The following is a 13,768-nucleotide window of genomic DNA, read 5'->3' as shown; positions in this document are numbered from 1 at the left end:
TACTTTTTCTTGACCACCAAGCTCTAATTTACATATACTAAGTGGCTGTATAAAAGCATAAAAAGCCCCCCCCCCGCAGCTACATATGAATTAAACTGAGCCAATCTAACTTTTACACTATCTAATACATCATACATAGTAATTTTTGGATTACTTCCATCTTTAATTTTTGACATTTCTCTAAATAGTGGCAGGGAACTATTTGTAGCAGATTTATATGACACTTCCCAAGATTCTGGTGTATAAACTATTTTATGCTGTTTTACTAACCTATCACAACAATAGACACCATTCCTATAATCTGTACCACCAAAAAAACTAAGAACTATATCTGGCTTCAATGTAAAGCATAAAGCATTAAATGTAAGCAATTGGTCATACACTCCTTGGGAGCCAATACCAAAATTTGCAACTATATATTTTGTTGTAAATTCTTTATCCAAAATACTTTGCATATTAGCAGTAATACTATCACTTGTTGGTAAATATTCTACTCGTAACGCACTATTACCAAAACATGCTATAAACTTTACATTAGGATCCCTATTTCTTATAGAATCAAAATCAAGTTTATCTATAAAATAAAAATCTTTATCACTTTCTTTATAATGTGAACAATAAGAATAAAATCCAGGGTATATTATTGGCTTACCACTGGATGACTTATATCCTGTATGCAAAATACTAGAAAACACTCCTTTATCACTTTTTTTATCAAATTCAAGTCTTCTATGTTTCAAATTATTACTTTTTTTATTTTCATAATGCTTACAAACAACATTTTTTAAAGAATTATGTAATCTATCTAAACTGAACTCATCATTTAAAAACGTGTCAATTGAATCTATAAAATACTCATCAAGTAAATATTCCATATTTTTATTATATTTATCATTTGAAAAATTTTTTATTTGATTTGCATCAACCCCAATGCTAATTAATTTTTCTTTCAGAGAAATAGCAGTTTTTTTGTTACAAATAGCAACTATGTAAAAATCGAACTCCAAAATATCAACATCCATTCTAAAATCGCTATTAAAAAATGAAATCTCACTAAAATCTAGTAAATCATCTATTATTTTACAATCAAATCCAAAATACCTAAAAAAATCATATGCACTTTCTCCAACCCACCCATAACCATAAATTAATATTTTCTTTCTCATTTTACTTCCTATTTCTTTATACCTCTTCCTTCCCAGCCATTATAGCCCGGATTTGTCTCTACATTCTCCAGTCCTGCTTCTTCTAAAAATCTATACAATGTTTTCATTCTTATTGGTCTATCATATTTTGGAGATAACATATCAAAAAAGTCCAAATAAGCCCACTCTTTTAGCTTTTCTTCATCTAAGCCTTCACTAGTATAATCAGGGATTAGAAGTCTCCAATTAAGCCTATTTGCACGGAATGGTGAAAAGAATCTTCTGTTAAACTTAAATATAGGCCACATAAAATCTACATACCTCTTGCCAAAGTTATACAACGCCCTATGCGGAATCCATTTTGCAATAGGACGCACATAGTATTTTGTATTAAATGGAGTATTTTTGTTAAATGGATAATGATCACATACAAATTGCCCCCCCCCCCCGCAGAGAATTTACTAGCGATTTTATAGCATTCTTTGCACTTGGAGTATGTTGCAATACCCCAAAACAAAAGCATTTATCACAACTTTCATCTCTTAAAGGTAGATTAAAAATATCTGCTTGAATCCTTAGAAGATTCTTGCTTGGTTTATTACTTGCTGCATCTACTGCATTTGAATAATCAAAGCTAATCACAAGCCCACTATCCCCAACCAGTTCCAATGCATAAGGGGTAAATCTCCCACTACCACAACCAGCCTCTAAGATAATCTCACCCTCGCACTTCTCCCATCTAGTTTCTTTATAAAACCTAGTCCTACTAGCACTTACCCCACTTGCACTATCATATTGAGTTTTTTTATGCATATTCCACTCAAAGCCAAAGCTATCAGCATAATTGCTAGATTCTACAAATCTAGGAATCCCATTTAATATCTCATATGACACATTACATTTTTTACACTCTAAAGAGCCATTTTCTACAAACTCGCCCTCACCAAACAACTCCAAATTACCCTTGCATTTTGGACATGCAAGAATCTTTACATGTTCTTTATACATTAAATTCCTCCTTTAGAATTCTTGAATATTCTTTTTTTTGCAACTCTCTATTTAGCATTCCATTATCAATATTTTGGAATTTATTATTTAAAACAAAACAAAAAGCATCATTTAACTCTTTAAAATCATTTATCAAATACGAATTTTGCTTGTGTTTTAGGAGCATGGCATGGTTTTTAATATCACTTGCTATTACAAATACACTAGCACACAAGCTTTCCATTATCGATTGAGAGATTCCATCAAATTTCTTTAATGATAAAATCGCATTACTTATATGTAAAAACTCATGCATTTGTTCATGTTTAATATTTATAAGTTTGATATTTTTTTGATGTTTCAAATCAAATTCCATCTCACATTCTTGCAAATAATCACTCTCACAAGATAAAGCACTAACAATAAGACAAGCTTCATCATTATTTTTATAGTTTTCCAAAAAAGCACTTATTATCTCTTTATGAAAATGTATTTTTTTAAATGTCCGTATAGAAAAAAAGATATTTTTATAATTTTTACCTAAAAGTTTAATTTTTAGCTCTATTTTTTCATCATCGCTTGGGATGTTACAAAATCTATCCTCTACACCAAAACTAAGAATCTTTATTTTTTTTTCATCTAAGAGGGGGAAATTACTTAAAGTAATATCCTTCATTACCTGTGTCTTACCTGTAACAACTTTAGCATTCTTTAGCAAAATACCGGTAAAGAACTGCTTCTTTCCATAGCAATCTTCTTCTTTGTTTATCTCTCCACCCATAGTATGGACGATAACCCTCTTTCCAAAGAGTGCTAGAAGGAGATTTTGATACAAGCGTGATGCCCAATGCACGACTATTAATTTTGGGTTTAATTTTACTAGTAGATACAAAGTATAAAAAAAGCTATACAAATACCTTAGCTTTAGAGATTCTATTTCTGGGTGTTCTAATACTATAAAGCCCTCATAAGAACTTAGAATCTCTTCGCTCAAAGCTACATTATTTGCATTATGCAAAATATATTTTCTATAAGGCAAATCCTTTAGCATTAAAATTCTTGGTTTCATAAGAGGACTTGTGAGGTCTGCTAGTATTAAGATATTTCTCATATTCTCTCCCTATCAAGCCACATTCCAAGAGTAAGCACGAAAAATCCGATATTCCCAAAACCAACTTGCCTTCTTTCTATCACACTATAAAAATCCTCTCTGCTTTTTATAATTCCATTTAGGACAAGGCTATTTTGTGGGCTTAAAACCTCGTCTAATAGCCCCTTCCAAGAAGTTTGCATCCAATAATCAATAGGTGGATTAAATCCATGTTTCTCCCTCTCTATAATATTAAGCGGTAAAGAATCTCTAAAAGCCTCTTTTAGCAACCATTTTGTGCCATTTTTAAGTAAAATCTCATAGCTAAGATCTTTACAAAACTTCACAATGCTAGGAGAGACAAAACAAGCTCTCCCCTCCACTCCCTCACTCATAGTCATTCTATCAAGCTTCATCATCATTTCGTTTTTCAAATAAAACTCTCTATCAAAGTTAATACAATCAAGCGGGGCAATTTCTTTAAAATCTAAATAAGGAAAATGTCCTAAAGAACTATATGGTTTATCAAAAAACTCTCCACAAAAAGCCCTTTTCTCACTCTCAAATGCATAATAATGCCAACCTTTTGGCTTTTCTTTTGTTATAAATTTTGGATTATTAAAGCAAAGCTTTGGATACCAAGCATATCCCCCAAATAGCTCATCAGCACCATCTCCACTAAGCAATACTTTGATACCTTGTTCTTTAGCAATTCTAGCGATAATTTTAACCCCAATACCAGATACAACCCCAAAAGGCTGATCAATAGAATCTATAAAATCATCTAAAACATTTAAAAATTCACTAGAACCAACCTTAACTTCAGTATGATTAAGCCCTAAAAACTTCGCAACTTCCTTAGCATACTCACCCTCATTAGCAAAGGAGCAATAAGGATCAAAATCATCCAAAAAAGAAATATTAAAAGATTGCTCCAATTTATCTCTAGCTAATACACACACAATAGAACTATCTAGCCCACCGCTTAAAAATGCTCCTACCTTGCAATCGCTAAGCAATCTATCCTCTACACTTTTGCTAACAATCTCCCTTGTAAGCGTAACTAAATCTTTACTAAAATCTATCTTAGAAACTTTAGGGCTAAAATGCTTAATTTCTATCTCACCATTACAAAATTCTAACACCCCACCTCGTGGCACAACACAAATTTCATTATAAATGCACTTGCTCTCAGGTATAAATCCAAAGGTAAAATAATCCCAAATAGCCTTTTTATTCAAGCTCACATTTGCTATCTTTTTTAAAGGTGCAATAAGTGAGCTAAAAGCAAAACCAGCAGAATCTTTATAATAATAAAGTGGCTTCTCTCCCATGCTATCTCTTGCTAGGATTATTTTTTTACTTTTTGCCTCATACACACAGATTGCAAACATACCATCAAGCCGTGAGAAACAATCACTTCCATACTTCTCATACAAGTATGGTAGCACCTCTCCATCACAAGTTGTACTAAAGCCTATGCCATCTTTTTGTAGATCTTCTCTTAAAGCCTTATGGTTATAAATCTCCCCATTAAAAAACACAAAAATATCAGAATTCTTATTAGAAAATGGCTGAATCCCACCTTCTATATCATTGATACTTAGGCGATTCATACCTGCTTTAAAGATTCCAAAATCTTTTTTATATCTACAATCAAGCCCACGATTCTTAAGTGCTTCAAGCATTGAATCTAATGTGCTAAGATTACTATTTTCTCCATAAATTCCGACAATCGCACACATTTATTGCCCCATATTTTTATCCATTGCCTCATTATCCGAGGGCTTCCCCAATGCGACTTTTGGCGATCCATGCCTCATTATACGAGGGCTTCCCCAATGCACTTTAAAAATATCATCTAATTTTTCAAAAAAGCCATTTTGCAGATATTTTTGTATCGCTCCTTCTGTGTTTGTAACTAGAGCATCTTTGTTTATATGGGCTTTTTTTATGCCTTCCTTTAACAACAATGCACTACTAGATTCAAAAAACACAGAAGAATCTTCACAAAATATCTCTCTATGCACAGGAATATCAGATAAAACCAATGGCTTTTTTAAATACGCAGCTTCCAAAAGCACATTGGGGAAGCCCTCGGATAATGAGGCATGGATAAAAATATCAGCATGTTTCAAAAAAACATAAATGTTTTTTTGAAAGCCACAAAGAGTGATGTTTTTTAAATTATTTTGCAAAATATACTCTTCTAGCTCTCCTCTTTGCTCTCCATCGCCTAAGATATAAAGATGAAAGCTAGAATCTTCATCTTGCAGTAGCTTAAAAGATTCTAGTAAAGTTTTATAATTTTTCTGTGCATGAAGCCTACCAACTGCAACGCAAAAAATCTCTCCTTCTTTTTTATTAAAAGTAAATTCTTCATTTTTTAATCTGTCTATACTTTGCGTATCTATGGGGTTATACAAAAGCTCTACTCTATCTTTTGCCACACCAAAATTTGTTATAACATCATTACAAGAGCTACTAGAGTTACACACAACTTTTAGTGCATTTTGCAGTGTTAATTCATATAGCTTGTGATTAATATATGCCTGTGGAAATGAATCTTCTACAAAGCTAGGCTCACAACGCACAAAGCAATAATAAGGCACCTTTAAAATCTGTGAAGAAAGAGAAGTGCAATACCCAGTAATAAAATCCATAAACGACACCAAAAGTGTGGAATCTTTTGCAATTTGTGTGATTTTATCTAAGATAAGAAAGCTATTTGGAAGCAGTGCTTCACTCTCGCTCTCTAGGATATAGTGTGTCTTTATGCTAGGAATCTCAAGTAGATTTTCTGTTCTTTTTAAGACTATTAACTCTACTCTATCTTTCAAATGTGGTAGCATGATTGATAGCACCTTTTGTGCTCCACCGCCTTTACGCATTACATCAATGATAAAATATATCATTTATAACTTTCATCTTTCAATAATAAAGTCACAACTTTGATTTTAGAATCTTTAAATTTATTTAACATATTCCAAACAATTCTAGGGTGCCCACTGCTTATAAACACCAAGTCAGCTTCACTCCCTATGACATCATCAAACCTTTTATATCCTTCTTTATAATCATCTGCTACAAAGAGAATATTTTTACCTTTAGCTTCTAAGTATTTTTTTATATCTTTTGTATAGTGTGTATGAGGATATAAGACAATATTTTTAGCATTTTGTATTGCTTCTTGTCTTTCTTTTAGAGTTGGTAGCATATTATTAAATTTAGAATAATACTCATACAAAGTATCTTGAAAAGCATCTTTATAAATTTGTGCAAACTTCCTAACAACACTAGAAAAATCATCTCTACCATAAAATTCTGCCAAAGTATCAGCCAATCCATCTCCACCCCATGAAAAAAATGCGTTCAAACACAATGGATAAGAGCTACTATAATGCAGTTTTAGCAGTCTATGACATTCTTTCTTTGTATCTGCTAGCGCTGAAGTCTGTCCTGTGGCTACTATCCAGTTATAAAAGTCTAAATATTTTGTTCTTGCATTTTCTGTAATGCCAAAAATTTGCACCGCACCACTCACATATGCCATTTTTGCAACTTTAAATAATCTTTCATAATCAACTTCACAGCAAACATCATTTTTGCTATTAAAATTTCCATTAAAAAATGGTCTCTCTCTATCTAAAAATTCCTTAGAATAAATAACTTTGTGTTTTGTGCTCAGAATTTCTTTTTGTTTTTGTGATAATTCATCATATAAAAAAGTCTCTGGCAAAGGATCGTTATACCCATAATCAAATGCTTCAATATCTTCATAAGCAAAACCATAGTCAATTGCTACAAAATCGGTATCTTTATGTTTATTTAATGCCTCTGCTACAAGCCTTAAAGAATCTTCTCCATACATATACTCATCATCAGAAAACAACCACACAAAATCACCATTATAATATCCTTTATTTTGTGCTTCATTTACTACCTTATCTCCCCAGCCAAGATTCTTTTCATACTTTATGTATCTAAACCTTGTATCTTTTGTAAATTCCTTTACAACTTCACTTGTATCATCACTAGAGCAATCATCTAATATCAAAACTTCATAGTCGCTAAAACTTTGTCTTCTTACAGATTCCAAACACCTCTTTAAAAGCCTCGATCTATTATAGGTTGTAATTGATATACTAATCATTTCTATCCTTCAAAAATCCCTTTACATTATCCAAAATATCGTCTAAATCAATAAAATCCATACAATGAATATTCTTTATACAAGTTGGATTATAACATGGCAAACATTCATAAGCTACTTTTTTCACCTTTGGATAAATTGAAATTCCACGATTATAATAATATATCTCTTCTCCAGTTGTAGCACCAAACAATATGATTACACTTTTTTTCATGGCTAATGCCAAATGAGCACCCAAAGAATCATGACTAACAAGCACATCGCAACCACTAATCCAATCCATATAATCATATAAATTCTGCATTCCTTGCTGGTATGAGTAGCTTATATTATTATTTTCTAGCATTTTAGCTAGAGCATCCCATTTTTCATTTTTCATAGCTTTAGTGGGCCATTTAGAACCCACTTGATAATTAAGTCCAACTTGCACTCTTTCTTTAGTTGTTGGACTATATCCTAACGAATATTCTTGTCCACGCCATTCACAACCGACCATCTCAACTAATACTTGTTGCCAAATTTTATGTTGTATTTCTCCACTTGCCTTTTGTGCTATATATGAAGTTGCACTCTTAGATTTCTCATAAGCACTATAATCCCCACTTAATACATCAAATCTAAATCCAACTTTCTCCCAAGCCTGTATCATATCAGCTAAAGCACACACACCATGAATCTTCTCTAAATTCACAACCATATCAAACTGCTCTCTCATCAAAGCAAAAGGGACAAATTCATCCCAAATTAAGATTCTATTTATATGTGGATTATCGACTATTAATGGAAATGCTTCTTGTGAAATTAGCCAAGTTATATTTGCGTCTTTATATTTATTTTTTAATGCCTCTAAAATAACCGTGCAACGAACAACATCTCCAAGACTTACTATTTTACCCATTTCAGGATCAAGCGTTTCAGAATAACCAAGTTTTAAAATTAATATTTTCACAAAAAATCCCAAAGAAAATTTCGTGCGATTATATCAAATTCGTTTTCTAAAACTTAATACATTTAACAATTCAAGTATGAAATCTGCAATCTTTTGTGAAGAATTGCCAAAATTAAAAATCTCGTTTTGTGTATATTTTAAAACTTCATCATCAATATCATTTTGCAAAATACTCTCACATAATTTTAGTATTTCATCATATGTGTGGGCTATTTTTTGAATCTTTCTTTCGATAAATACTTCAAACTTGTCCTCACTCTCCTTGCTAAGGCACATAATACATGGCCTTAAAGTAGCAATAGGATATGTATAACACAAGGAACTAATATCAGTGATTAATAATGGTCGACTTGAAATAACATCTAAAGATAGCTTAACGCTAACATCATAGGTAAAATTTATATTTTGTTTAAAATTTTCATTTATCTTTAAATGTACTTTATTATTCTGTTGGTTTATATGAGGACGATATATTACTTTATAGCCACTATCCAAAAGTTTTGATACCACATTATTTGCAAATTCAAAACTAGTATAAATCAAATTAAAGCATACAAGAATAGTATTGTCTTGTAGAACAAACTCTATATCTTTATATCTATCAATAGTTGGAGCACCAAAAGGAAGCACTTTATAAAATTTCGAAAATCCAACTAAATCAGCCCCAAGATCCTTTAGATATGCATAATTACACACTTCTTGCCAAGTATAGTGAGTTTTTAAGCATGATGAAAATATAAAATCATTATTTTCTAAATACATTCTAGATTCCGCACTATCTCTTATCTTATCATATGCTATGCCTTGATTTGGACTTGCAAATGTATGAGGTATATATCCTACAAACACATCTGGTGATAAATATTCATGGCATTCACTAAAAATAAACCCAAAAAATGAGATTCTACGCAATATCTCACCTTCATTTAAAATAAAAGCTACGCTATCTCCAATCCTATCTTCTGCCTTTTTTAGTTCATTTTCATCTTGACATAGAAAGACAATATTAATACCATTATTTTTCAAAATATGCTCAACATTACCCCTATGCTTACTTCCACTAGGTCCATATGTTAGTACCGCTATTGTATTATGCTGTCTGTATCCTAAATTATAAAAGTATTCATCTAACTTTTTTGCCACAAAACTTGCTCCATCTACAAAGTTCAACTTAAGCCCTGCTAACTTCCGTCCCAAATTTATAAAATTCGCTCTTGTAGCGAGTAATAACACATCATTAGATGTAATTTTTGGTGCTATATTTTTTAGAGAAGTATCTTCATTGTTATCGTCGATAAATCTTATGCTGTCTTTTTTATATCCCATAAACTCCAAAAGATAAGCTATATCCTTGCCCACCTTACCAGCAGGATATATATATATATATATATATATTACTCATATAAAACCCTTTAAACCAATTGTTGTTTTTTAAAAGATTCTAGCAAAGTTTTTGCTATCATCTCTGCACTACAACCCAAATTATAGAAATTATCCAACACATAGTCTTGGATCTCCTTTGTTATTTTTTCACTATTAACACTTAATTCTGTTTCTAAATCTAGTGACACTCTAAAAAACTCTTCATCATCTAATGCAACTCTGTGAAGTAAAGGATTTGCAAAACTAATTCCATAATTTCTAATTCTTAAATCAAACTCATTTTTTGGTATAGAATACAAAATGCATGGCGTAAGACTAACAAGCGGTGCAGAATACGCAACAGATGAATTATCTGTTACAACTATACTTTTATCTAAAATTTCGTTTGTAATACTAGGAGTCTCATCAAAACTAAAATTTGGATCTTGTTTAAATGCTTCCAACACTTTATATGGATCATCTAAACCTTGCCATTTTATGTAATTCTCATATGCTCCATGCCTTCTTAGCAAAACTTTTTTACCATTATCCAAAAGATATGAAATAATTTCTAATAACTCGTGTGGCTTACTAAGTCGCGGAATAAATAAAAACTGCTCTTTATTGCATTTAAAAGCTTGTCGTTTTTGAAATCTATTGTCAAATCTAGGATAGCCACCTTCAACTACACAAACTTCCAAACCTACTGCATCAAACATAGACTTAAAAGCTCTCTTAGAATCTTTATTTATAGCGATATAATGAGAAAAAGCACAAAAAGCATTATAAACTCTAACATCTAAATACTCTTTTTTTTCTCTCAATGGTGCATAATAAAAAGCTTCCGCCATAGAATGTCCAATACCATAGATATTACGTTTATCATTTCTTAATTTTGGTAATGCTCCTCCACCAAGCAACGCTGTATCATATATAAAATAATCAAGCAAAACCCAATTACAAACAATAACCTTTGTATCTTTTTTAATGCTATGTTTATTTATCTCATACCATTCATATGTCCCAAAGTACCAAAGCAATGGAATATCTTGTTGAAAGTTTTTTGTAATGCTTAAAAAATCAGATGAAAAACTAACCAACAAAGTATTTTGTAAAAATTTTTTAACAGAAGAATCTTGTATGATATTTTTACAATATTGTCTTAATGCTTCTAAGACAAGATCCATATCACATTTTGAAGCATATGAAAGAAAAAAATTATGAAACATATAAGCGTGTTCTAAAAGTTGGGTGTTTGAAATATGAAGTATATTATCTCTTAATATAAATCCCCCCCCCCCGCAGATAAGGCATTAGCTAAAAGCCTAGCACACAAAGAAATTCCATTTATATATTCTATCCCTTCCTTTTTACACATATCTTCCAATGTAGCATAACAATCTCCACCAAGTAATAATACTGGTAAATTTGATTTCATAATCTCTTCTTTTAGAATTTTTAAACTAGTTTCACTGCTACCATCGTCTATGAATCTTATATTTTCTATATTTGTCAAATCTTTCAAAATTCTTAATGCTACAGATGCACAACCTCCATTTGGATAAACATAAATATCTCTAAAATCCATAATTCTCCCTATTTACTCATTATTTAAATATGAAATCTATAATTCTATCCTTTAAATGCTTACTATAAAAGGAGATTTTATGAACAGAAGACAATTTTTACAATTTAATGCTCTTAGCATAGCAAGTATCGGCATGGTATATGCTACACAATCTCACAATGGGCATAATATGCACAACATGAACATGGGACATATGAATCATAATCCCAAAAACACAAAAGACATCTACACTGACTTTATATCTTTAGAGAGTGAAAATATGCCTCTATTAGATGCTTCACAAATCCCGCAAAATCAATCTCTAAAGAAACTGCAATTATTAAAAAATCAAAGCAAAAGCAAAAATAGCTTCAAAGCAAAAATAGAAATCATAGAAAAAGAACTAGAAATAGCAAAAGGCAAAAAGACTAGATTCTACACATACAATGGGTTAATCCCCGGACCAAAAATCGAAGTCTATGAAGGAGATGAAGTAGAAATAGAAGTGATAAATCACCTAAATGAAGAAACGACAATACACTGGCATGGATTAGAAATCCCACCAGAGCAAGATGGAAATCCACACAACCCAATAAAGCCACATCAAAGCAGAATCTACAAATTTACAATTCCACAAAATTCAGCAGGGACATATTGGTATCACCCACACCCACACTACATAACAGGGAAGCAAGTATATATGGGACTAGCAGGTGCATTTGTAGTAAAATCCAAAAAAGATTCTCTATCGCATCTGCAAGAGCAAGATTGGATTATTAGCGACATAAGGCTTGATAAAAATGCACAAATCCCACAAAACACACTAACAGATTGGCTAAATGGTAGAGAAGGCGAACTTGTGCTAATAAATGGACAACTAAACCCACAAATCACAATAGACAAAGAACAAAGAATAAGAATCTACAACATGTGTGCTGCAAGATATCTAAACTTAAAAGTAGAAAATGCAGAATTTATCCTTGTTGGCACAGATTGCGGATTTATAGAAAAACCAATTACCAAAGATACCCTGTTTTTATCTCCAGCCTCAAGAGTAGAAATAATCTTAAAGCCAACAAAACAAGGGGAATCCAAACTATACACCACATACTATGACAGAGATAAAATGATGGTGGAAAAATCACAAGAGCCACAAAGAATAGACTTAGCAACACTAAGTATAAAAGAGTTTATAAACACAATCCCAGAAATACTAAGGAAACTGCCAAAGTTTAAAAAAGCAACAAGCACAAAAGAAGTAGTCTTCAGCGAAGATCACATGCAAATGCATGGGATCTCCAAAAAAACACAAGAAGAAATAAAAGTTGCACTTGCTTCCATGTTCTTACAAAATGGAAAAACTTATAAGCTAGATAGAATAGACTTGCAATCAAAAGTAGGCGAAGTAGAAACTTGGAAGGTAACAAACAAATCACATATGGATCACCCATTCCACATACATGGCACACATTTTGAAGTGATTAGTAGCACTTATAAAAAGAAAAAAACAAAACCAGAATTTAGAGCACTATATGATACGATAAACTTACGCCAAGGAGAGACTTTAGAGCTACAAATGGTGCAAAAATATAAAGGCTTAAGAATGTATCATTGTCATATATTGGAACATGAAGACTTAGGAATGATGGGGAACTTAGAAGTAATCTAAACAAAGCAAATAAGTTTGCTTTGTTAGCTCTTTTTTATCACACAATAAATATAAGGCGCAAAAACACTATTTCCACGATAATCATAAGTATTAGCCAATCTATTCCATACAAATTTCGCCATTTTATTACCCACTTTTTTGTGCATATCATAGTTCTTGCCAAATATAGACCTGCTATCAAGCCCATATGCTGGAATACCAAGAGAAAACTTACCTAAATATCCACTCTTAATAATTCTAAAACCTTCTAATCTATGTTCTTCTTCTAATTGTTTTAGATTCATTAAATTATGTATAGCTAAAATTTTTGGCTGATATAAATAACATAATAACTTATGAAAAGAAAAAAATGAAAAATTAGGAATAATACTTATTAAAATACCATTATCGCTTAAAAATGTAGAAAATATTTCTAAAATAGATTTTGGATTATCAAAATGTTCTATAACTCCAAGGCTATATATCAAATCATAGGTATATTTTTTAGAATCTTTATAAAGTCCATCTGTAAGTTTTAAAAAATCTTCACAAAAAATATCAGCATTTACACCACAAACCTCTAATCTCTCCAGTATATCTCTTACTCCATTTGGCGAATAATCAATACCTCCACCTAATAAATCCCCCCCCCCCGCAGAAGATTTAAAGTTTTGTAAAAAATATGGTAGATAAAGAGAATCCCCGCAACCAACTTCAAAAATACTATTTGGTTTAAAATCTAAAATAGCATCTTCTATGACACTTGCAATACTCCTAAAATCATAATAAATTGGCTTCCAATTTGGATTTATATCTCTAGTATTGCTATATGTTCTATCCCAATGCTCTTGTGTGCTTTTTGTCATT

General features: G+C 31.6%; 13 protein-coding genes. 1 reads left to right on the top strand and 12 read right to left on the bottom strand.

Going from position 1 to position 13,768, the window contains the following annotated elements:
* Positions 1-23: 23 nt before the first annotated feature.
* The 11 genes from PF021_RS01395 to PF021_RS01345 all read right to left on the bottom strand — a co-directional run bounded on the left by PF021_RS01395 (position 24) and on the right by PF021_RS01345 (position 11,274).
* Positions 24-1,166, bottom strand: a complete 1,143-nt coding sequence (locus PF021_RS01395) for a hypothetical protein (RefSeq protein WP_271020619.1) — start codon at positions 1,164-1,166, stop codon at positions 24-26.
* An 8-nt stretch (positions 1,167-1,174) separates the two neighbouring features.
* Complete coding sequence (locus tag PF021_RS01390; RefSeq protein WP_271020618.1) at positions 1,175-1,522, bottom strand: hypothetical protein; 348 nt, start codon at positions 1,520-1,522, stop codon at positions 1,175-1,177.
* Between the two features lie 46 nt (positions 1,523-1,568).
* Positions 1,569-2,153 carry a methyltransferase domain-containing protein gene (locus PF021_RS01385; RefSeq protein ID WP_271020617.1) on the bottom strand — a complete coding sequence of 195 codons (585 nt, stop codon included), beginning with the start codon at positions 2,151-2,153 and terminating at the stop codon, positions 1,569-1,571.
* Positions 2,146-3,243 (bottom strand): glycosyltransferase, encoded by a 1,098-nt coding sequence (locus PF021_RS01380; RefSeq protein WP_271020616.1) that lies wholly within the window; start codon positions 3,241-3,243, stop codon positions 2,146-2,148. Before PF021_RS01380 ends, PF021_RS01385 begins: the two co-directional genes overlap by 8 nt.
* The gene (asnB, locus tag PF021_RS01375) at positions 3,240-4,967 is read right to left on the bottom strand and encodes an asparagine synthase (glutamine-hydrolyzing) (RefSeq protein ID WP_271020615.1); all 1,728 of its coding nucleotides are present in this window, start codon (positions 4,965-4,967) and stop codon (positions 3,240-3,242) included. The genes PF021_RS01380 and asnB overlap by 4 nt, the downstream gene beginning before the upstream one ends.
* Complete coding sequence (locus PF021_RS01370) at positions 4,968-6,137, bottom strand: glycosyltransferase (RefSeq protein WP_271020614.1); 1,170 nt, start codon at positions 6,135-6,137, stop codon at positions 4,968-4,970. It lies immediately after the preceding gene.
* Positions 6,134-7,375: a glycosyltransferase family 2 protein gene (locus tag PF021_RS01365; RefSeq protein ID WP_271020613.1), complete on the bottom strand. Its 1,242-nt coding sequence runs from the start codon at positions 7,373-7,375 to the stop codon at positions 6,134-6,136. Before PF021_RS01365 ends, PF021_RS01370 begins: the two co-directional genes overlap by 4 nt.
* Positions 7,368-8,324 carry a glycosyltransferase family 9 protein gene (locus tag PF021_RS01360; protein ID WP_271020612.1) on the bottom strand — a complete coding sequence of 319 codons (957 nt, stop codon included), beginning with the start codon at positions 8,322-8,324 and terminating at the stop codon, positions 7,368-7,370. Before PF021_RS01360 ends, PF021_RS01365 begins: the two co-directional genes overlap by 8 nt.
* 33 nt (positions 8,325-8,357) lie before the next feature.
* Positions 8,358-9,650 (bottom strand): hypothetical protein, encoded by a 1,293-nt coding sequence (locus PF021_RS01355; RefSeq protein WP_271020611.1) that lies wholly within the window; start codon positions 9,648-9,650, stop codon positions 8,358-8,360.
* An 86-nt stretch (positions 9,651-9,736) separates the two neighbouring features.
* Positions 9,737-10,873 (bottom strand): hypothetical protein, encoded by a 1,137-nt coding sequence (locus PF021_RS01350; RefSeq protein ID WP_271020610.1) that lies wholly within the window; start codon positions 10,871-10,873, stop codon positions 9,737-9,739.
* A gap of 92 nt (positions 10,874-10,965) precedes the next feature.
* Positions 10,966-11,274 carry a hypothetical protein gene (locus PF021_RS01345; RefSeq protein ID WP_271020609.1) on the bottom strand — a complete coding sequence of 103 codons (309 nt, stop codon included), beginning with the start codon at positions 11,272-11,274 and terminating at the stop codon, positions 10,966-10,968.
* A 79-nt stretch (positions 11,275-11,353) separates the two neighbouring features.
* Between PF021_RS01345 and PF021_RS01340 the strand changes: the two genes are divergently transcribed.
* Entirely contained in the window at positions 11,354-12,922 is a 1,569-nt protein-coding gene (locus PF021_RS01340; RefSeq protein ID WP_271020608.1) for a multicopper oxidase family protein, read from the top strand.
* Between the two features lie 23 nt (positions 12,923-12,945).
* Here PF021_RS01340 and PF021_RS01335 read toward each other — a convergent pair whose 3' ends face one another.
* On the bottom strand, positions 12,946-13,767 hold the full coding sequence (locus PF021_RS01335; protein WP_271020607.1) for a class I SAM-dependent methyltransferase: 822 nt from the start codon (positions 13,765-13,767) through the stop codon (positions 12,946-12,948).
* Position 13,768 lies beyond the last annotated feature (1 nt).

The sequence above is a fragment of the Helicobacter ibis genome (genome assembly GCF_027859255.1).
Lineage (GTDB): Bacteria > Campylobacterota > Campylobacteria > Campylobacterales > Helicobacteraceae > Helicobacter_D > Helicobacter_D ibis.
Note: the sequence above shows the minus strand (reverse complement) of the source record. Positions and strands in the feature narration are given on the sequence as shown.